Raw genomic sequence first — 19,493 nt, 5'->3', positions numbered from 1 at the left:
GGGAATGTGTCGCCCGTCACAAAGCAGCTGCGTGCCGACGCGCAGCGCAACCGCGACCGCCTCCTGGACACCGCCGCCCGTGCCTTCGCCACCACCGGCCCCGACGTCCCGCTGGAGACGATCGCCAAGGACGCCGGCGTCGGCATCGGCACGCTGTACCGCCACTTCCCCACCCGCGAGGCGCTCGTCGAGGCCGTCTACCGCAACGAGCTGGCCCGCCAGTGCGAGGCCGGGTCCGAGCTGCTGCGCGAGCTCCCGCCGGACGCCGCGCTGCGCGCCTGGATGGACCGCTTCGTGAGCTACATGGCCACCAAGCGCGGGCTGGCCGACGCACTGAGGGCGATCGTGGGCACCGACGGCAACCCGTTCGCCGAGAGCCGGGCCCGGCTGCTCACCGGCCTGGGCACACTGCTGGACGCCGGGGCCGCGGCCGGCACCGTCCGCGGTGACGTGGCGCCCGAGGACGTGCTCGTGAGCCTCTCCGGCCTCACGCTCGTCGCCACCGAGCCCGAGCAGGCCGCGCGCCTGCTCGACCTGCTCATGGACGGCCTGCGGGTCCGGGAGCGGTGAGGCAGACCGCCGGGACGACCGTCCCGTCGATGGTGTGGGTGATCTCGCCGATCCGCACCCAGCCGAGCCGCTCGTAGAGGGCGACGGCCACGGAGTCGCGGACGAGCACGTCCAGCACCGGGCGCAACCCGCGCTCGTCCGCGGCCCGCCAGGCCGCGCGGACCAGGCGCTCGCCGAGCCCCTTGCCCCGCTCGTCCCGGGCGACGAACAGGCGGCAGACGATGGCCGCGGGCTCGTCGACCAGCGCGGCGACGGGATCGTCCGGTTCGGGGAGCCGCAGGGCGACGTGGCCGACCACGCCGCCGCCGTGGTCGGCCACCCACGCACCGAGCACGGGCGGGTAGCAGAGCCAGCTGCCCAGGTCCTCCTGCATGCGCAGCGGGTAGCCCTCGCGCCGGCGCAGGTCGCGCAGCACCGCGGCGAGCACGGCGAGGTCCGCCTCGACGCGCGGGCGCACCACCACCACGACGCTGCCCACGCGCCGGACGTCCGCCACGTGGTGGCCGAACTCGTGGGCCGCGTGGCGCACCAGCCAGCGGACGGTGCGCTCCTCGCCCGGCAGCCGGGTCACCGTGCGGTCCCATCCGTCGCCGATCCGCGCGACCTCGTCGACCAGGCCCGCCACCACCCGCTCCAGCTCGGCGAGCACGGCAGCCGGATCGGCGTCGACGTAGCGGAAGCGGCGGGCGCGCAGGTCGTTGAGCATCGGCTCGACGACCGGACGTTCCTCCGTGCGCGCGCGGTGCAGCCGGATTGTCGAGGAGACGGCCACGTCACGCAGGTGGCACAGGTACTCGACGGGCGACCAGGTGCCCGGATCGGACGCCACCCGCCACCGGTGCTGCGGCACCTCGACCATTGCCGCCGCCGCGCGGGCGGGCGCCTCCGCGATCACCGCCGTCGCCGCTTCCGGGGCGAGATCGGCGTAGCGGAACCCGCACGACGGGCAGTGGTGGTCCTCCGCTGGCAGCGCCGGCACGCGACGGTCCATCCGGCCGACGATACTGCGGCGCGCAACCACCCACTCCGCGATGACACCCGCGATGACTCGGGCCCGATCGGCTGGTCACAGCGGACATGACGACCGATGAACAGCAGATCTGCACGTTGATCGAGCGCTGGGCCGCCGCCGTGCACGACGGCGACCTGGAGACGACGCTCGCCGCGCACGCCGAGGACATCGTGATGTTCGACGTGCCCGAGCCCGAGGACGGCGTCCGCGGCCTCGCCGCCTACCGCGAGGCCTGGCCCGGGTTCTTCGAGTGGCAGGCGAGCGGCGCCGTGTTCGAGATCGTCGAACTGCACGTCGAAGCCGGCGGTGACGTCGCGTTCGCGTGGGCGCTGCTGCGCTGCGGCATGCCCGACGAGGTCGGGATCCGGCGCCTGCGCCTCACGCTGGGGCTGCGCCGCACGGATTCCGGCTGGGTGGTGGCGCACGAGCACCACTCGTTCACCGATGGCGACGACGCACGCTCGACCGAGCAGGTGCGCGCCGTGCACGAGGACTGGTACGCCGCCACCGTCGCGAAGGACCTCGACGGCATCGTCGCCCACCTCGCCGACGACGTCGTCTCCTACGAGCACGGGAGCGAGGTCAACGGCGTGGAGGAGGTGCGGGCCGAGTGCGCGAAGGGCCTGGACCAGGGCCTCGACGTCGCCTGGACGGTGCCCGACCTGCAGATCCAGGTTCGCGACGACCTCGCCGTCGGGTGGGGTCACAACCGGATGGAGCACGACGGGCAGGTGAGCTGGTCACGCGGCACCCGGGTGTTCCGCAAGCGCGCGGGTGGCTGGGAGATGGTGCACCAGCACGTGTCGTTCCCGGTGGAGGCGCCGTAGCTACGGCGTGCACGCCCGCAGCACGAGTTCGGGGAGGTCGGGCAGCAGCGGCACCATGCTCGTGACGTCGGGGCAGGCGTTGACCTCCAGCACCCGCGGCCCGTCCGCGGTGCGCAGCACGTCCACGCCGCCGTGCCGCAGCCCGAGCGCGGCGACGGCGGCGTGGGCGAGCCCGGCCTCCTCCGCGGAGGGCGTGACGAGCTCCTGGCTCGCGCCGCGGGCGACGTTGCTGCGCCACTCGTCGCCGGCCGCGGTGCGCAGGCTCGCCGCGACGACGCGCCCGCCCGTCACGATCACGCGCAGCGTACGGCCGCGGAACTCGACGATCTCCGGCTGCAGCACCAGGGCCGACGGGCCTTCCGGCGCGAACTCGGCGAGCGCTCTGCCCAGCTCCGCGGCGTCGGCGGCCCGGCGCACCCAGCGGCCCTGCGCGCCGTGCGTCCGCTTGACGACGACCGGGTAGCCGAGCGCCGCCGCCGCGGCTGCCGCCCCGTCGAACTCGACGACGGTGGTGGGCACCTGCAGCACGCCCGCCCGGCCGAGCAGCTCGGCGGTGGCGGCCTTGTCGTCGGCGGCGAGTCCGGCGTCCACCGGGTTCTGCAGGAAGGCGGTGCGGGCCAGCGCGCGCAGCCCGTGCACGGCGGCGGGGAAGCCGAACAGCACGGCGGGTGCCACCGCGGTGACGGCGACGGGTCCGGCGGCGTCCCACACGGTCGCCGTCCCGTCGGCGGCGAACTCGACGGTCAGCGTCGGCAGGTCGATCGGCCGGTACGGAACGCCCGCGGCGTCCGCGGCGGTCGCGAGCATGGCCGCGACGCGCGGCGAGTACGGGTTGCGCGGGATCCCGAGCACGCCCGCGAACCCTACCCGGAGGTAGCGTCGGACCGTGGTCGTGGCACGTCCGGTCGTCCCTGAGGAGATCGCCGCGCTCCGCGTGCTCGGCGCCGAGCCGGGCACGGTCGAGCCCGGACCCACCGGAGCGTGGGAGACCACACCCGGCGACGGCCCGGTGCTCTCGGCGCCGCACGAGGTGCTGCACCTGCGCGACGGCGTGGCCAAGCAGGCCGAACGCGGAACAGGGCGGCTCGCGTTCGCGCTGGCCAGAGCCGTCGGCGGCGCCGGGATCCGCACGTACGGGCCGCAGACCGGCGACCCGAACTGGGACGCCGACCACCCCTACACGGCGCGGCTTGCGGAGCTGGCCGGCCACGCGCCCGTCGTCGACCTGCACATCATGAAGGACCGCGGCGTCGAGCTCTGCGTGGGACTCGGGCCCCATCCCGAGCTCGCCGACGGGCTGTGGCAGCCGCTCGTGGAGGAGGCCGTGGCCGCCGGGCTGCGGGCCGCCGTGAACTGGCCGTTCGCGGCCCGCGGCCGCACCGTCACCGCGGCGCTGCAGCGGAAGGGACTCCGGGCCGTGCAGGTCGAGCTGACCTGGGACTGCCTCAACCCGAACCACCCGTCGATGCCGATCGCGTACGCAGCCATGCTGCGCGCGGTGCGCCGCATCGCGGGCGAGGAGGATCATGGACGATGACGCGTTCCTCGACCACGTGACCGCGCGGCTCGCCGCGCTGCCGCACGTCGAGACCGTCACGCTCGGCGGATCGCGGGCGCAGGGCACGCACGGGCCGGGCAGCGACTGGGATCTCGCGGTCTACTACCGCGGCCCGTTCGACCCGCAGGACCTGCGCGACGTCGGCTGGCCCGGCGAGGTGTCCCCGATCGGTGGCTGGGGCGGTGGGATCTACAACGGCGGCGCCTGGCTGGAGATCGACGGCCGGCGCACGGACGTGCACTACCGCGACCTCGCCGTCGTCGACCGCGAGATCGCCGAGGCGCGGGCGGGCCGCGTGCACATCGAGCACCTGCTCTTCCACCTCGCCGGAGTGCCGACGTACCTGCTGCTCGCGGAGGTCGCGGTGAACCGCGTGCTGCACGGCAGCCTGCCCGCCGTCGAGTACCCGGATGCGCTGCGCGCCGCCGCCCGCCGGGCCTGGTGGGACCGGGCCACGCTCACCTTCGACTACGCGGCCACCGCGCACGCCGCGCACGGCCGGCTCGCCCAGGTGGCGGGGCTCGTGGCGCAGGCAACGACGCAGGCGGGGCACGCGGTGCTGGCAGCCCGCGGCGAATGGATCACCAACGAGAAGGCGCTGCTCGCCAGGGCCGGGTTGCGCGGGGTGGACGGGATCGTGGCCGGGTTGTCGCCAGAGCCGGACACCCTGCGCGCGGCGGTCGACGCGGCCAGGAGTCTGTGCCGCTCGGTGCATGATCACTGAATGCGCAACGACGTCCGGACGAGGTGAGCCCGTGCCCTACCAGCGCTACGTCGCCGTCGGCGACAGCCAGACCGAAGGCCTCGAAGACGGTACCGAGCAGGCCGGTTACCGGGGTTGGGCGGACCGCCTCGCCGAGATCCTCGCCGTGCACAACCCGGGGATCGCGTACGCCAACCTCGCCGTCAGAGGGCGGCTGGCCGGCGAGATCCGTGCCGAGCAGACGGCGCCGGCGCTCGCGATGGAACCCGACCTCGTGACCGTCATGGGCGGGCTCAACGACGTCTTCCGCCCCGGGTTCGACGCCGACGCCGTCGGCGCCGACCTCGCCGCCATGATCGACGCGTTCACCGCGGCGGGGGCCAGGGTCGTCACGTTCACGTTCCCCGACATCGCACTGATCGCCCCGCTGGTGCGCCGACTGCGGCCGCGCGTGCTGGCGCTCAACGCCCGCATCCGCACCCTCGCGGAGCAGCACGGCGCCGTGCTCGTCGACGCGTTCGAGTACCCCTTCACCACGGACCTGCGCATGTGGAGCCGCGACCGCATCCACGCCTCCCCGCAGGGCCACGCCCGCATCGCCGCCGCGACCGCCCACGCCCTCGGCCTGCCCGTCGACGACCCGACCTGGGCCGACCCCTTCCCGGTGCTGCCGCCGGTCCGGCCGTGGCGGCGCGCCGGCACCGAGCTCAGCTGGGCCGCCGGCGTCCTCGGCCCGTGGCTGCTGCGGCGGGTCACGGGGCGGTCGTCGGGGGACGGCCGCGTGGCCAAGCGGCCGCAGGTGAGCGCGGTGATCACGACGAGTTGAGGGGTGCGGCCCTCGCCGGCCCCTTCGTCGAGAACGACGTTATGGTGATCAACAGGCCTTGTTGATCACCACAACGTCGTTCTCGACGGGTTTGTGCGCTCGGCGGCGCACCGCGCGATCGCGACGAGGACGCACGGCCAGAGCGGGGTCGGTCGGTCGTGCTGGCGACAGCCGCGGCACCGGCCCGACCGATCAGCGACGTGGATGTCGAGCAAGAGCTCGGCGGCGCCGGCCTGGCCGGCGACCAGCCGCGCGGCTTCCCGGATGCAGTCGTCGCGCGTCTCGTCGGGCACGGGGCGACGCTACGAGCGCACCGTCGCATCGCCAAGAAATGTGCGCGAATGTTCGCTATTCGTCGTCCCCGCCGGTCGCGGCCAGCAGATCGTCGATCACGCGGGTGATGATGAGCCGGGCCTCGCGGCCGTAGCTGGCGGCCTCGGCAAGCTGGTCGAACACCCGGCGGTAGATCGCCACCTCGGTGGGTTGGGCCAGGGTCAACTCGGCGGAGTAGACCTCCACCTTCACCTGGTCGTCGTCGAAGATCCAGAAGCCGTGCAAGGGGGAGACCCCCACGGTGTCGAACCCGATGATGCCCAGCTTGATGGTCGGCAGCGCGGCGAGCGCGATCAAGCGGTCGAGCTGCCCCAGCATCACCTCCGGGGGGCACGGCCGGTAGCGCAGGGTCGCCTCGGTGAGGATCAGGTGGAAGCGCTTGTCGGCCCGGTAGAGGATCTCCTGACGCTGCATACGGACCTGTACGGCGGCGTCGATGTCGACACTCCCGGTTTGGGCGTAGGACTCGGTGTCGACGAATTGGCTGCGTGCGTAGTCCGCGGTTTGGAGCAGGCCGGGGATCACGCCCGGCTCGAACACCCGGAGCAGGCGCGCACTGGACTCGCTGTCGCCGAACCTCTGCTGGTTGGCTGCCAGCCCGCGGCGCATCAGCCGCTGCAAGTCGGCGTACTGCGCCTCGAGAGTGTGCAGCGAGGCGGTGAGATCGGCGGTGAGATCGGCCCGACCCGTGCGCTCGGTCCACGCCCGGATGTCGCCTTCGCTGGGCGTCTGCCGGGCGTTCTCCAGTTTGGAGATCTTCGACGTGGGCCAGCCCAGCGACGATGCGAGCTCGGCACCGGTCAACCCGGCTGCGCGGCGGAGTTCACGCAGCCGGGCGCCGAGAGCTTCCCTGGCGTCCTGGACGGAAGGCACCGGGACTTTCTACTGGGTGACGAAAGTTTCCCGCAACCAGGCGTGGTGCCAGGCGATGTCGCGCCACCGGTTGGCGTCGACGATCTCCTTCGGATCGGTGACGACCTCCCCGTCGAGCAGCAGGTCGTCGTCACCGAAGTGCAGCTTGACCAGGATGTGGGAGTCGAACAGCCAGTAGTCGTGGTTCGGCAGCCCGAGCGCCTCGGCCTCGCCCCGTCCCAGGTAGCGGATGTCGTCGCCGGCAGCGTTGGACTGGCCCGCGAACATCACGCCGAAGCGGCTGTAGTCGGTGAGCGGCTCGCTGACCACGCGGACTCTACGGAACGTCTTACCCGCCCGCACACCGTTGCGGATCATGGTCAGCCAGTCCTGTCGCCAGTCCAGTCTCACTGGTTCGCCTGCAAGGAAGCGCTGGAAGTCGGCTTGCTCCTCGGGCTCGTTGTAGCGGTCACGGACCTCCAACCGGAAGGCGGTGTGCTCGAACTCGTCGAAGTACCTGAGCCAGGGCCGGTCCGTCATCAGTCGGTGATCCATCCCTCGCGGACGGCCACGAGGCGCAACACCTCGACCGGGACCTCGTTGATCCCCTCGTGGTCGGGCACGTGCCCGACGTCTGCCAGCGCCTCACCGTCGGTGATCCGCCAGCCTTGAATCAGGTACGTCCTCCGATCCGCTCGGTTGGTCGCGTAGGCGGCTGGGCTACCGCCCGACTTCGAGTTCGGATCCTTGCCGAGGAACTCTGCGCGCATGCCTACCCCCCAGAATATTCAGGAACGTGCGAGACCTCAGTGTGGCCGGGCGTGCACACAGGGTCAATGGGCCAAAAGCGGTTGCCCCGCCCCGTACCGTCGAGCGACGTGCTCTCGCCCTACGCCCGGCTGGTCCGGGCCGGCTTCCTGAGACATTCCACCTACCGCACCGCCACCTTGGCCGGGCTCGCCACCAACACGGTGTTCGGGCTGCTGCGGGTGTCGGTGCTGCTGGCCGTCGTGGCCGCGAGCGGGTCGGCGGCGGGTTACGACGCCGCCGGCGTCGGCACGTTCGTGTGGCTCGGGCAGGGGCTGCTCGCGGTCGTCGTGCTGTGGGGCGACCCGGAGCTGTCGCAGCGGGTGCGCAGCGGTGACGTCGCCGTCGACCTGGCCCGCCCGGTGAACCTCCAGTTCACGCTGCTCGCCACCGACCTGGGCCGGGCGGGGCACGCACTGCTGTGGCGGTTCGTGCCGCCGGTGGTGTTCGGCGCGCTCGTGCTGCCGTTACGATGGCCCACCTCGCCCGGCACGCTCGTGCTGTTCGCGGTCACCGTGGTGCTGGCGGTCGCGCTCAGCTCCACGGTCCGGTTCCTCGTCGAGCTGACCTCGTTCTGGCTCCTGGACGGGCGCGGCGTGCGCTCGCTCTACGCCGCGGTCAGCGGGGTGCTGGCCGGGCTGACGGTGCCCCTCGCGTTCTTCCCCGACGGCGTCCGCGCCGCCGTCTACGCCACCCCGTTCCCCGGCCTGCTGCAGACGCCGATCGACGTGTTCTCCGAGCGCGGCCCCACCTGGGCGCTGGTCGGGCACCAGGTGCTGTGGCTCGCCGGCGCGACCGTCATGGCGCAGGTCGCGCTGGCCAGGGCCACCCGCAAGCTGGTGGTGCAGGGTGGCTGACCTGATCTACGCGCGGATCGTCGGTTCGCGGATCCGCAGCCAGCTCGCCTACCCGCGCTCGTTCGCGCTCGACGTGTTCGCGCAGGCGCTCGTGCAGGCCGGCGAGCTTGTCGTGATCATCGCCGTGTTCGGGCACGTCGACGCGTTGGGTGGCTTCACCCGCGACGAGGTGCTGCTGATCTTCGCGCTGTCCGGCATCGCGTTCGGGCTCGCCGACATGCTCGTCGGCCAGCTGGACGAGCTGCCGACCTGGATCCGCACCGGCACGTTCGACGTGCTGCTCGTCCGCCCGCTCTCCACGTTCCTGCAGCTGCTGACCAGCGATGTGCAGCTGCGTCGGCTCGGCCGGGTCCTGGTGAGCTCGGCCGTGCTCGTCGCCGGGCTCGTCCAGGGCGGGGTCGCCGCCACTCCCCTGGTGGTCGCGCTGCTGGTCGTCACGCCGCTCACCGGCGCCGTGATCATCGGCGCGATCTGGATCGCCACGTGCGCCACCTCGTTCTGGATCGTCGAGGGCCGGGAGCTGGCCAACTCGTTCACCTACGGGTCGACCATCACCACCGCGTACCCGATCACGGTCTTCGCGCCGTGGCTCCGCACGCTGTTCTGCTTCGTCGTGCCCGGCGCGTTCGTCGCCTACTACCCGGCGCTGGCGATCCTCGATCGGCCCGACCCGCTGGGCCTGCCGGCCGTCCTGCCCTACCTCACCCCGCTCGTCGCCGTCGTGGCCGTGGGCGTGGCCGCACTGGTCTGGCGGGCCGGCGTCCGCCACTACACGGGAACGGGATCATGATCATCGATGCTGCTGGGCTGCGCCGCGAGTTCACCGTCGGACGGCGACGCGGGCGGCGCACCGTCGTCGCCGTCGACGAGGTGGACCTGCGCATCGAGGCGGGCGAGTCGGTCGGGTTCCTCGGGCCCAACGGCGCCGGCAAGTCCACGACGATCAAGATGCTCACCGGCATCCTCGTCCCCACCACCGGCACGCTCACCGTGTGCGGGCTCGACCCGGTGCGGCAGCGCCGCGAGCTGGCCCGGCACATCGGCGTGGTGTTCGGTCAGCGCAGCCAGCTCTGGTGGGACCTGCCCCTGCGCGAGAGCTTCGCGCTGGTCGGGGCCATCCACCGGGTGCCGCCGGCCGCGCTGCGCAGGCGCCTCGACCGCTGCGTCGACGTCCTCGACCTCGCCCCGATCCTGGACGTGCCGGTGCGCCAGCTGTCACTCGGCCAACGCATGCGCGGCGAGATCACCGCGGCCCTGCTGCACGCGCCGCCGCTGCTGGTGCTCGACGAGCCGACCGTCGGGCTCGACCTGGTCAGCAAGGAGCAGCTGCGCGCGTTCCTCGAGCAGGTCAACGCGGAGGACGGCGTGACGATCCTGCTCACCACCCACGACCTGCCCGACGTGGAACGGCTGTGCCGGCGCGTCGTGGTCGTCGACCACGGCCGGATCGTCGCCGACGACGGGCTCGCCGACCTGCGCGCCCGGTTCGGCGGCGCCCGCGAGGTCGTCGTCGAGCTGGCCGCGCCGCCACCCCCGCTCAACGACCTGCCCGGCGTCCACGCCGTCACCGTCGAGGCGGGCGGCCTGCGGCAGCGGCTCGCGTTCTCCGGCACGTCCGCCGCCGCCGTCATCGCCGGGGTGGCCGAGCGCGCGGAGCTGCGCGACGTCAGCGTCGCCGAGCCGTCGATCGAGGACCTGGTGCGGTCGCTCTACGCCCGGGCCTGACGCGTCGAGAACGACGTTGTGGTGATCAACACGCCCTGTTGATCACCGTAACGTCGTTCTCGACGCCTTCCCGGGCTATGCCGTGGCCGCAACGTGCGGGATGGCGCCGCCGCGGAAGGCGTCGACGAACAGGGCGTGGTCGGCGCGGACCCGCGCCGCGTAGGTGTGCGCGAACTGCACCACCCACGCCACGAACTCCTCGTCCCGGTCCCCGACGACGTGCGCGATCGCGTCCTCGGTCTGGAACGGCACCAGCGAGCGGTCGGCGTCGGCGTCGGCCACGCAGTGCACCTTGGCCGTCGCCCGGCCCAGGTACTCGACGACCGGGGCGATGTCGGACGGCTCCGACAGCTGCGCCCAGTCCAGGTCCGCCTCGTACGGCGACACCTCGCTCACCACGAACCCGACGCCGTCGAGGTCGGTCCAGCCCAGCATCCGGTCGGCGTGCGCCTGCAGCGCCCGCTGCGACACGACCGTGCGGTGCCCGTGGTGCTCGAACGCGTCGGCGACGGCCGGGTCGGTCACCACCCGGGACGGCGCGGCGATGTTGGCCTGCTTCATCGACAGCACCACGTCGTTGTCCAGCGCCTGGTTGAAGCCCTCGATCAGCACCGTGTACGCGGGCAGGCCGGCGCTGCCGATGCCGAACCCGGACTTGCCGGCCACGTCCTTCACCGCGTACGTGACGCCCGAGTACCGCTTGCCCTCCGGGATCGTCTCCAGGTAGCGCTCGAACGCCGCCACCACGGTCGCCCGTTCGCCGTCGTCGAGCCGGCGGACGGTCGGGTCCTCGCGCAGGACCCGGTCGAAGCCCTCGGTCTCGGTGATCCGGTCCAGCAGCTCCACCCGGGTGCGCAGCCGCGCCGCCTGCAGCACCCGGTGCACGACGCCGTCGGTCGTGCCCAGGTGCAGCGAGAACGAGCTGTCGTCGGTGGACTCGCGGAACCAGCGCACCTGGTCCAGGTACGCCCGCACGTAGCGGCCGACGAGGTCGGTGATCGCGTCGTCGGGGATCGCCTTGCGCCAGCCCAGCAGCGCGAGGCTGGCCGCGAACCGCGTGACGTCCCACGTGAAGTGCCCGAGGTACGCCTCGTCGAAGTCGTTCACGTCGAAGATCAGGACGCCGTCGCCGTCCATGTACGTGCCGAAGTTCTCCGCGTGCAGGTCGCCCTGGATCCACACCCGGCTCGTCCGCTCGTCGGCCCACGGGTCGTCGCGCTCGGCGACATCGGCGTAGAACAGGCACGCGCTGCCGCGGTAGAACGCGAACGGGTCCGCAGCCATCGAGCGGAACTTCGCCCGGAACGCCGCAGGGTCGGCGGACATCAGGTCGGCGAACGCCGCCACGAGCGTGTCGACGATGACGGTGGTGCGCTCGGAGTCGGTCACCCGTCCGATGATGCCGCTACCCGGCGCCGATCCGGCGGTCAGACGAGCGTCGGCTTCGAGATCAACATGGCCACCACGATCATCAACGCGGCCAGCACCGAGTAGCAGAGCACGTCGACCGAACGGCCGCGCACCGCCAGCAACCCGATCCGGTCGTCCGGGATCACCGCCCGGAACACCGCCGCCACCAGCAGCGCGCCCCCGATCAGCAACGCACCCTGCCGCCAGTGCTGCGTCAGCACCCGCACCATGCCGACCACGACGATCACCGCCACCATCCCGATCGGGAGGTGCAGCGGCAACCGCGAACGCAGGTCGGGCGAACGCGGGCTCACGCCGACAACGACCGTTCGGTATCGATGCTCACTCCGACAAGCTCCGTTCGGTATCGATGCTCACTCCGACAAGCTCCGTTCGGCTGCCTCCACCACGTTCGTCAGCAACATCGCCCTGGTCATCGGGCCGACCCCGCCGGGCATCGGCGCCAGCTTGCCGGCCACCTCGGCCACCTCGGGGGCGACGTCGCCGACGATGCCGGCCGCCGTGCGCGTGAGGCCGACGTCGAGGACGGCGGCACCCGGCGCCACCATGTCCGCCGTGATCAGGCCGGGCACGCCCGCCGCCGCGACGACGACATCGGCGCGGCGCACCTCGGCGGCGAGGTCCCGCGTGCCGGTGTGGCAGAGCGTCACGGTGGCGTTCTCGCTGCGCCGCGTCAGCAGCAGCCCGAGCGGCCGCCCGACCGTCACGCCACGGCCCACGACCGTCACCCGCGCACCGGCCAGCGGCACGTCGAACCGCGCGCACAGCTCCACGATCCCGCGCGGCGTGCAGGGCAGCGGCCCGGTCTCGCCGAGCACCAGCCGGCCGAGGTTCACCGGGTGCAGGCCGTCGGCGTCCTTCGCCGGGTCCATGCGCTCCAGCGCCGCACCCGGGTCCAGGCCGCGCGGCAGCGGCAGCTGCACGATGTAGCCGGTGCAGGCCGGGTCGGCGTTCAGCTCGTCGATGACGGCCTCGACGTCGGCCTGGGTGGCGTCCGCCGGCAGCTCCCGCTGGATCGACGCGATGCCGACCTGCGCGCAGTCCCGGTGCTTGGCGTTGACGTAGGAGTGCGAGCCCGGATCGTCACCGACGAGCACGGTGCCCAGCCCCGGCGTCACCCCCGCCGCGGCCAGCTTCTCGATGCGGCCGCGCAGCTCGTCGAGGATCGCCGCGAGCGTCGCCTTCCCGTCCATCACGATCGCCGTCACGCGGCCCATTGTCGCAGAGGCCCTCCCGGCCGGTCTCAAAGCGAGACATCCGGCGCCCCGGCGGCTGTCCACCATTCAGACGACGGCGCCCACCAGGGAGGACGACGATGTCCCTGTCCAGCGAGACCATCACCGACGCCCCGGCCGCCACCGCGGCCCCACCCGCCAACCCCGGTCTGCTCGGCCTGCCCTGCTTCGTCGTGGGCGGCCTCGGGCTGAGCCTCTACCTGCTCGGATACCTGCCCGCAGCCGGTCTCGGCGCGCTCGTGCCCGTCGTGCTGTTCGTGCCCGGTCTCGGCCTGCTCGTCGCCGCGGTCTGGGGCGCGCGGGCCGGGCAGAGCGCGGTCGGCAGCATCTTCGGGCTGTTCTCGGCGTTCTGGATCAGCTACGGCTTCCTGGTCTTCGGCCTCGTGTCCGGCGTGCTCGGCGTCGATGCCGCGACGGCCGGTGCCGCGCAGGCCACGTTCCTCATCGCGTGGCTGGTGGCGTTCATCGGGTTGACGGTCGCCACGGTGCGGCTGCCGCTCGCGTTCACCGTGCTGTTCGTGCTGGTCACCATCGCGGTGGCGCTCGTGCTGCTCGCCGTGCTCACCGGGGGCGCGGCGCTCCTGCTGATCGCCGGCATCGTCGGGCTCGGGTTCAGCGCCGTCGGTCTCTACATCTACGTGGGCGCGATGTCGGCCGAGCTCGGCGGCAAGGGTTTCGCGCTCGGCTCGCCCATCGCCGGCTGACCCGATCGACGGTGGCGCCGGCCACCGCGGCCTGCACCAGATGCGTCGGTCCTCGGCGGTGCGGAGGCACGTCAGCCCGAGGCGGCACGAGAATCGACGCATGAGGATCGACGCCGTGCTGCCCGACGAGTCGCCCACCATGCCGCCGGAGCGGCTCGTCGAGCTGGCCCGGCTGGCGGAGGGTCTCGGCTACGGCACCCTCTGGCTGCCCGACCACCTGCTCCCGCCGGGCCCGTACGGCGACACCTACGGCGGCGTGTACGAGCCGTTGATCACCCTCGCGCACCTGGCCGCGCACACATCGACGATCCGGCTGGGCACGTCGGTGCTGATCACGCCGCTGCGCGAGCCGGTGCTGCTGGCGAAGCAGACCGCCACGCTGGCCCGGCTGTCCGGCGACCGGTTCGTCCTCGGCGTCGGGATCGGCTGGGAGATGCACGAGTTCGACGTCGTCGGAGCCGACTTCCGCCGCCGCGGCGCCCGCACCGACGAGATCATCGAGCGGGTGCGGGCGCTGCACCGCGGCGAGGCCACGGATGGCGTGTTCGAGCCGCTGCCGGACCGTCCGGTGCCGGTCGTGGTCGGCGGCGTCAGCGAAGCCGCTCTGCGCCGCGCCGCCCGCTACGCCGACGAGTGGCAGGGCTTCGGGCTCAGCCCACGGCGGTTCGCGGAGCTCGCGGCGTCGCTGCCGCCGACCGTGCTCGCCACCACCCGGATCGAGCACGACGGCGACCCGGGTCAGGTCGTGGCCCGGCTCGCCGAGCTGCGCGAGCTCGGTGCCGGCGCGGTGGCGGTCTCCTTCGGCTCCGTCGAGGAGGCCGGGGCGCGCATGGCCTCGCTGGTCTGATCGGTCAGGAATCGAGAAGCGGCCGGGGCAGGGCTTCGACCAGGCTCTACGCCATGACGAACACCACCACCGCCGCCATCAGCTCCGTCACCCTCGAGGTCGCCGACCCGGCCGCCGCGACCGCGTTCTACGCCGCGCTCGGGCTCGGCGACGCCGTGCGCGTCCGGGCCGGGGACGCGCCCAGCACCGGCTTCCGCGGCTTCACGATCTCGCTCGTCGTCGCCCAGCCGAGCACCGTCGACGCGCTCGCCCGCACCGCCCTCGACAACGGCGCCACCGTGCTCAAGCCCGTCGAGAAGAGCTTCTGGGGCTACGGCGGCGTGCTGCAGGCCCCGGACGGGACCATCCTGAAGATCGCATCCTCGGCCAAGAAGGACACCGGGCCCGCCACCCGGCAGATCGACGACGTCGTCCTCCTGCTCGGGGTCGAGAACGTGAAGGCCACCAAGCAGTTCTACGTCGAGCACGGCCTCGCCGTGGCCCGCAGCTTCGGCAGCAAGTACGTCGAGTTCGACACCCGTGGCTCCCGCGTGAAGCTCGCGCTCTACAGCCGCAAGGCCGCGGCCAAGGACGCCGGCGTCGACCCGGCCGGCACCGGCTCGCACCGGATCGTCGTCAACGGCACCTCCTCGTTCACCGACCTCGACGGTTTCGTGTGGGAGGCGTGAGCGCCGGTGGCACCGCGGTGATCAAGGGCAGAACGTCGTTGCCGAAGATCGAACCGCGACGGTTTGCCCTTGATCAGCAACGAACGGAACCGGCGCCCCAGCCGACGCCCGCTCGGCCACCACAGGGCGGACCCGGCCCGAGCGCACCCGGTGATCAAGGGCAAAAGGTCGTCCAGGCGGACCGGACAGCAACCTTTTGCCCTTGATCACCGCCGAACCGCACGGACACCTCGGCCGCGCCCTGCCCCGCTCCCGTCAGGCCAACCGGTCCAGTGCCGCCTCCAGCTCGTCGCCGACCAGGGTCGCCACGCGGCCGTCCTCCTGGATGTCGGAGATCCGCCTGAGCACCCGACCAGGCCGCCACCAGTAGACGAACGGGCTCACGTCCCCTCCGGACTCCTCGTAGCCGAGGCGCGCCGTCGTCGCCAGGTGCTCGAGCGCCGTCGCGGGTGCGCCCTGGCCGAGGACGTGCACGTCGAGGCTGTACCGGTCGGGCACGATGACGAACGCGCCGAGATCGGGATCCGGTTCGCTGTCGTGACGGGCCAGCACGGTCGGCAGCACCAGCACCAGCGACGCGATGAACATCGACTCGCCGGTGAGCGACCGGATCCGCGCGTCGCCGTCGGACCCGGAGATCGTCAGGTCCATGTGGTCGTCGGCCTCGACCGCGCGCAGGTTCTCATAAGCGGCGTCGCGCAGCGCGTCGTGCCCGAACCGCTCCACCTGGTCGTCGGGGAAGTAGGCGACCCGGTCGGGGAGATCGACGGCCATCACCTCCGCCAGGCCTCCTCCCACGTCGAGCGCGTAGTTGAGCGTCGGCGGCAGGTCCACGCCCGCCATGAGTCGCGGGTACGTCGCGGCGAGGATCTCCGCCGCCGTCAAGGTCTCGAACGGCGACGGTTCGGCCGTCATCGCGATGATGTCCCGCACGCCCTCCCGGACGATGCGCTTCCACTCGCCCTTCTTGGCCGCGCTGCACTCGACGGCGAGGGAGCGAAGGCCGAACACCCGCCCCGATCCGTCGACGACGTGATCGGGGTGCACCGTGACCTCGAGCCCGTTCCGCGCGAACGCGTCGCGCGCCAGGCTCCGCAACGTGTCCGCCTGCCGGGCGGAGAGGAAGGGGAAAGGGTCGTCCACCCGGCGACCTGATCACGATCACGCCGGAGACCTCAAGCCGCTTCGGCGATCTTGTGATCACCGGAAGTCCCGGCTCGTCACCGGTACTGCCAGGGGGAGCTTCTGCAGCCGGTCGGCCACCAGGTTGAGCACGCCTTCCGGGCTCCGTTCCAGCCGCCCGCGCACGAGCAGCGCCGAGCTGCCCACCGCCACCGTGCGGTAGCGCGCCCACACCCCTTCCGAGCAGGTGACGTTGAGCATGCCGCTCTCGTCCTCCAGGTTCACGAACGTGACGCCGCGGGCGGTGGCTGGGCGTTGGCGGTGGGTGACCAGGCCCCCGACGAGCACCCGCGGCGCCTCGCCGGCGGGTTCGACGGCGTCGAGGCGGTCGATGCGGATCGCGCCCAGCCCGTCCAGCTTCGATCGCAGGTGCTCCATGGGATGGCTGTCGGGCGACACTCCGGTGGCCCACACGTCGGCGACGGTGAGCTCGACGTCGGTGAGCCCGGGCAGCGCGGGCGCGTCCAGGCCCACCGCGGTGCCGGGCAGCTGCTCGGGCCGCACGGAGGCCACCACGCCGGCCGCCCACAGCGCGCGGCGCCGGTCGATGCCGAAGCACCCGAACGCACCCGCCGTGGCCAGCGCCTCCACCTGCGGGGCGGTGAGCCGGGTGCGGCGGGCGAAGTCGGCGAGGTCGCGGAAGTCGCCGCCGCGCTCGCGCTCGGCGTCGATGGCGTCGGCCACGTCGATGCCGATGCTGCGCACGTCGGCCAGCCCCAGCCGCACCGCCACACCGCCGGCGCTGGTCGGGTCCTTCTCCAGGATCGCCGCCGACCGGCCCTTGTTGACGTCCGGGCCGCGCGCGACGACGCCGTGCCGGCGCGCGTCGGCCACCAGCGACTGCGGCGAGTAGAAGCCCATCGGCTGCGAGTTCAGCAGCGCCACGCAGAACGCCGCCGGGTAGTACAGCTTGAACCAGGAGCTGAAGTAGACCAGCGACGCGAAGCTGATCGAGTGGCTCTCGGGGAAGCCGAAGTTCGCGAACGCCAGCATCTTCGCGAAGATCCCCTCGGCGACCTCGCCGGTGATGCCGTTGGCCGCCATCCCGTCGAAGAACCGTTCCCGCAGCCGTTCCATCTTCTGCTCCGAGCGCTTCGAGCCCATCGCGCGGCGCAGCTCGTCGGCGTCGGCGGCGGAGAACCCGGCGACGTCGACGGCGACCTGCATGAGCTGCTCCTGGAACAGCGGCACGCCCAGCGTCTTGTCCAGCGCCCCCTTGAGCAGCTCGTGGTCGTGCTTCCACTTCGCCCCGTTGCGGCGCTGGATGTACGGGTGCACCGAGCCGCCCTGGATCGGGCCGGGCCGGATCAGCGCCACCTCGACGACGAGGTCGTAGAACTTGCGCGGCTTCAACCGCGGCAGCGTGGCCATCTGCGCGCGCGACTCCACCTGGAACACCCCGACGGAGTCGGCGCGCTGCAGCATCGCGTAGACGGCGGGGTCGGTGGGTTGCAGCTCGAACAGGTCCACCTGCTCGCCGTGGTGTTCGAGCACCAGGTCCTGCATGAGGTGCAGCGCGGTGAGCATGCCCAGCCCGAGCAGGTCGAACTTGACGAGCCCGGCGTACGCGCAGTCGTCCTTGTCCCACTGCACGACGCTGCGGCCCTCCATGCGGGCCCACTCGACGGGCACCACCTCCGACACCGGCCGGTCGCAGATCACCATGCCGCCGGAGTGGATGCCCAGGTGCCGCGGGAAGCCGAGCAGCTCGTCGGCCAGCTCGACGACCTGCGGCGGCATGCCCTCCGGGAGCGGGCCGTCCGCGAGCCCTGCCCAGCGCTCGATCCGCTTGCTCCACGCGTCCTGCTGCCCGGGTGAGAACCCCAGCGCCTTCGCGACGTCACGGACCGCCGACCGCGGCCGGTAGGTGATCACGTTGGCGACCTGCGCCGCGCAGTCGCGCCCGTGCCGGCGGTAGACGTACTGGATCGCCTCCTCGCGCCGGCCGCTCTCGATGTCGAGGTCGATGTCGGGGTAGCCCTCGCGCACCGGCGACAGGAACCGCTCGAACAGCAGCCCCATCCGCACCGCGTCGACGTTGGTGATGCCCAGCGCGTAGCAGACGGCGGAGTTCGCGGCCGAGCCCCGGCCTTGGCAGAGGATGTTGGCGCGGCGGCAGTACTCCACGATGTCGTGCACGATCAGGAAGTAGCCGGCGAACCCGCGCTGGTGGATGATGGCCAGCTCGCGCTCGACCGTCTCGTGGGCGACCGGGTCCTCCGTGTAGCTGCCGTAGCGCCGGGCCAGGCCCAGGTAGGTCAGCTGACGCAGCCAGCTGAACTCCGAGTGCCCCGGCGGCACGTCGAACGGCGGCAGGTCCGGCGCCACCAGCTCGATCCCGAACGCGCACTCCGCGCCGAACGCCGCCGCACGGGCCACCGCCCCGGGATGGTGGTGCTCGAACCGCTCCAGCATCTGCGCGCCCGAGCGCAGCTGCGCGGTGGGCGCCGGCGGCAGCCACCCGTCGGCCTCGTCGAGGCTGCGCCGCGCCCGCACCGCGGCCAGCGCGGTGGCCAGCCGGAACCGGTCGGGTGTGGCGTAGTGCGCGGCCGTGGTGGCGACCGTGGGCAGCCCGGCCTCCGCCGCGATCTCGGCCAGCGCGACGCACCGCTCGTGGTCGGTGGGCAGGCCGTGGTCGGTGAGCTCGACGGCGACGTGCTCGGCGCCGAACCGCTCCACCAGCCCGCGCAGCGCCGCTCGCGCCCCGTCCCGTCCGCCGTCACGCAGCCCCTGCGCCACCGCGCCCTTGCGGCAGCCGGTGAGCACCAGCACCTTGCCCGCGGTCTCGGCCACCACCTCGTCGAGGTCGTAGACGGGTCGGCCCTTCTCCTTGCCGCGCATCTGCGCCACCGACACCGTGCGGCACAGCGCGCGGTACCCCTCCGGGCCGCGGGCCAGCAGCAACAGGTGCTCCCCCTCGGGGTCGGCCACGCCGTTCTGCGGGGCGGACAGCCCCAGCGACAGCTCGGTGCCGAACACCGTGGGCAGCCCCACCTCGGCCGCGGCCTCCGCGAACCGCACCACCCCGTACATGCCGTCGTGGTCGGTGAGCGCCAGCGCCGAGAGCCCCAGCCGGCGAGCCTGCTCCACCAGCTCCTCGGGGTGGCTCGCGCCGTCGAGGAAGCTGAAGTTGGAGTGGCAGTGCAGCTCCGCGTACGGGACGGCGGGCTCGGCCGACTCGATCTCGGGGGGCACGTAGCGACTGCGCTTGCGGGAGAACGCCGGCCCGTCGCCCCCGTCGACCTCGGGGCCGCCGGACAGGGAGTGGCCGTCCCGAGGCCGGCCGGAGAGGACGGCCTCCAGCTCCGACCACGGCACGTCCGGGTTGTTCCAGCCCACATCCACAGTCGAACACA

General features: G+C 72.7%; 22 protein-coding genes. 11 read left to right on the top strand and 11 right to left on the bottom strand.

Features of this window, described 5'->3' with window-relative positions; all coding sequences use genetic code 11:
- The first annotated feature begins 6 nt into the window (after positions 1-6).
- Positions 7-570: a TetR/AcrR family transcriptional regulator gene (locus tag ACQEVB_RS12135; RefSeq protein ID WP_432969110.1), complete on the top strand. Its 564-nt coding sequence runs from the start codon at positions 7-9 to the stop codon at positions 568-570.
- Here ACQEVB_RS12135 and ACQEVB_RS12130 read toward each other — a convergent pair.
- Positions 539-1,561 carry a GNAT family N-acetyltransferase gene (locus ACQEVB_RS12130; RefSeq protein WP_432969107.1) on the bottom strand — a complete coding sequence of 341 codons (1,023 nt, stop codon included), beginning with the start codon at positions 1,559-1,561 and terminating at the stop codon, positions 539-541. The genes ACQEVB_RS12135 and ACQEVB_RS12130 overlap by 32 nt on opposite strands.
- Positions 1,562-1,647: 86 nt before the next feature.
- Here ACQEVB_RS12130 and ACQEVB_RS12125 point away from each other — a divergent pair, with 86 nt between their 5' ends.
- A complete protein-coding gene (locus tag ACQEVB_RS12125; protein WP_432969104.1) occupies positions 1,648-2,409 on the top strand; it encodes a YybH family protein in 762 nt (253 codons plus the stop codon).
- Here the strand turns inward: ACQEVB_RS12125 and ACQEVB_RS12120 are convergent, their stop codons facing one another.
- On the bottom strand, positions 2,410-3,261 hold the full coding sequence (locus ACQEVB_RS12120; RefSeq protein WP_432969101.1) for an ATP-grasp domain-containing protein: 852 nt from the start codon (positions 3,259-3,261) through the stop codon (positions 2,410-2,412).
- Between the two features lie 34 nt (positions 3,262-3,295).
- On the opposite strand from ACQEVB_RS12120, the gene ACQEVB_RS12115 reads away from it, so the two are divergent.
- Genes ACQEVB_RS12115 through ACQEVB_RS12105 form a run of 3 tightly spaced genes read left to right on the top strand, consistent with a single transcriptional unit; the run spans position 3,296 to position 5,496 of the window.
- Positions 3,296-3,946: a hypothetical protein gene (locus ACQEVB_RS12115; RefSeq protein WP_432969098.1), complete on the top strand. Its 651-nt coding sequence runs from the start codon at positions 3,296-3,298 to the stop codon at positions 3,944-3,946.
- On the top strand, positions 3,936-4,691 hold the full coding sequence (locus tag ACQEVB_RS12110) for a nucleotidyltransferase domain-containing protein (protein WP_432969095.1): 756 nt from the start codon (positions 3,936-3,938) through the stop codon (positions 4,689-4,691). The genes ACQEVB_RS12115 and ACQEVB_RS12110 overlap by 11 nt, the downstream gene beginning before the upstream one ends.
- 31 nt (positions 4,692-4,722) lie before the next feature.
- The gene (locus ACQEVB_RS12105) at positions 4,723-5,496 is read left to right on the top strand and encodes an SGNH/GDSL hydrolase family protein (protein ID WP_432969092.1); all 774 of its coding nucleotides are present in this window, start codon (positions 4,723-4,725) and stop codon (positions 5,494-5,496) included.
- A 65-nt stretch (positions 5,497-5,561) separates the two neighbouring features.
- On the opposite strand, the gene ACQEVB_RS12100 is transcribed toward ACQEVB_RS12105, so the two are convergent.
- The 4 genes from ACQEVB_RS12100 to ACQEVB_RS12085 are packed head-to-tail and all read right to left on the bottom strand — an operon-like array spanning position 5,562 to position 7,451.
- On the bottom strand, positions 5,562-5,789 hold the full coding sequence (locus tag ACQEVB_RS12100; RefSeq protein WP_432969089.1) for a hypothetical protein: 228 nt from the start codon (positions 5,787-5,789) through the stop codon (positions 5,562-5,564).
- Between the two features lie 55 nt (positions 5,790-5,844).
- The gene (locus tag ACQEVB_RS12095; protein ID WP_432969086.1) at positions 5,845-6,702 is read right to left on the bottom strand and encodes a helix-turn-helix domain-containing protein; all 858 of its coding nucleotides are present in this window, start codon (positions 6,700-6,702) and stop codon (positions 5,845-5,847) included.
- Between the two features lie 9 nt (positions 6,703-6,711).
- Positions 6,712-7,221: a DUF6879 family protein gene (locus ACQEVB_RS12090; protein ID WP_432969084.1), complete on the bottom strand. Its 510-nt coding sequence runs from the start codon at positions 7,219-7,221 to the stop codon at positions 6,712-6,714.
- Entirely contained in the window at positions 7,221-7,451 is a 231-nt protein-coding gene (locus ACQEVB_RS12085) for a hypothetical protein (protein WP_432969081.1), read from the bottom strand. The genes ACQEVB_RS12090 and ACQEVB_RS12085 overlap by 1 nt, the downstream gene beginning before the upstream one ends.
- A 108-nt stretch (positions 7,452-7,559) precedes the next feature.
- On the opposite strand from ACQEVB_RS12085, the gene ACQEVB_RS12080 reads away from it, so the two are divergent.
- The 3 genes from ACQEVB_RS12080 to ACQEVB_RS12070 are packed head-to-tail and all read left to right on the top strand — an operon-like array spanning position 7,560 to position 10,070.
- Positions 7,560-8,345 (top strand): ABC transporter permease, encoded by a 786-nt coding sequence (locus ACQEVB_RS12080; protein WP_432969079.1) that lies wholly within the window; start codon positions 7,560-7,562, stop codon positions 8,343-8,345.
- Positions 8,338-9,135: an ABC transporter permease gene (locus ACQEVB_RS12075; RefSeq protein ID WP_432969076.1), complete on the top strand. Its 798-nt coding sequence runs from the start codon at positions 8,338-8,340 to the stop codon at positions 9,133-9,135. Before ACQEVB_RS12080 ends, ACQEVB_RS12075 begins: the two co-directional genes overlap by 8 nt.
- Complete coding sequence (locus ACQEVB_RS12070) at positions 9,132-10,070, top strand: ABC transporter ATP-binding protein (RefSeq protein ID WP_432969073.1); 939 nt, start codon at positions 9,132-9,134, stop codon at positions 10,068-10,070. Before ACQEVB_RS12075 ends, ACQEVB_RS12070 begins: the two co-directional genes overlap by 4 nt.
- A 75-nt stretch (positions 10,071-10,145) precedes the next feature.
- On the opposite strand, the gene ACQEVB_RS12065 is transcribed toward ACQEVB_RS12070, so the two are convergent.
- From ACQEVB_RS12065 to ACQEVB_RS12055, 3 genes are read right to left on the bottom strand one after another with little or no spacing between them, the layout of a single operon-like run.
- Positions 10,146-11,459 carry a DUF2252 domain-containing protein gene (locus tag ACQEVB_RS12065; protein ID WP_432969070.1) on the bottom strand — a complete coding sequence of 438 codons (1,314 nt, stop codon included), beginning with the start codon at positions 11,457-11,459 and terminating at the stop codon, positions 10,146-10,148.
- Positions 11,460-11,497: 38 nt separating this feature from the next.
- A complete protein-coding gene (locus ACQEVB_RS12060) occupies positions 11,498-11,794 on the bottom strand; it encodes a DUF3017 domain-containing protein (RefSeq protein WP_432969067.1) in 297 nt (98 codons plus the stop codon).
- 60 nt (positions 11,795-11,854) lie between these two features.
- Positions 11,855-12,718, bottom strand: coding sequence for a bifunctional methylenetetrahydrofolate dehydrogenase/methenyltetrahydrofolate cyclohydrolase (locus ACQEVB_RS12055; protein ID WP_432969064.1), 864 nt, complete (start codon positions 12,716-12,718; stop codon positions 11,855-11,857).
- A 98-nt stretch (positions 12,719-12,816) separates the two neighbouring features.
- On the opposite strand from ACQEVB_RS12055, the gene ACQEVB_RS12050 reads away from it, so the two are divergent.
- The 3 genes from ACQEVB_RS12050 (at position 12,817) to ACQEVB_RS12040 (ending at position 14,955) form a co-directional block, all read left to right on the top strand.
- A complete protein-coding gene (locus ACQEVB_RS12050; RefSeq protein ID WP_432969061.1) occupies positions 12,817-13,440 on the top strand; it encodes a GPR1/FUN34/YaaH family transporter in 624 nt (207 codons plus the stop codon).
- A gap of 100 nt (positions 13,441-13,540) precedes the next feature.
- The gene (locus tag ACQEVB_RS12045) at positions 13,541-14,287 is read left to right on the top strand and encodes an LLM class flavin-dependent oxidoreductase (RefSeq protein WP_432969058.1); all 747 of its coding nucleotides are present in this window, start codon (positions 13,541-13,543) and stop codon (positions 14,285-14,287) included.
- Positions 14,288-14,340: 53 nt separating this feature from the next.
- Positions 14,341-14,955 carry a glyoxalase gene (locus ACQEVB_RS12040; RefSeq protein WP_432969055.1) on the top strand — a complete coding sequence of 205 codons (615 nt, stop codon included), beginning with the start codon at positions 14,341-14,343 and terminating at the stop codon, positions 14,953-14,955.
- Between the two features lie 255 nt (positions 14,956-15,210).
- On the opposite strand, the gene ACQEVB_RS12035 is transcribed toward ACQEVB_RS12040, so the two are convergent.
- Positions 15,211-16,098, bottom strand: a complete 888-nt coding sequence (locus ACQEVB_RS12035) for a hypothetical protein (protein WP_432969052.1) — start codon at positions 16,096-16,098, stop codon at positions 15,211-15,213.
- A 57-nt stretch (positions 16,099-16,155) separates the two neighbouring features.
- Complete coding sequence (locus ACQEVB_RS12030) at positions 16,156-19,476, bottom strand: error-prone DNA polymerase (protein ID WP_432980307.1); 3,321 nt, start codon at positions 19,474-19,476, stop codon at positions 16,156-16,158.
- Positions 19,477-19,493 lie beyond the last annotated feature (17 nt).

The organism is Pseudonocardia sp. CA-107938 (assembly GCF_050936315.1).
Lineage (GTDB): Bacteria > Actinomycetota > Actinomycetes > Mycobacteriales > Pseudonocardiaceae > Pseudonocardia.
The sequence above is the reverse complement of the archived record's forward strand: the minus strand, read 5'-3'. Positions and strand labels throughout refer to the sequence as shown.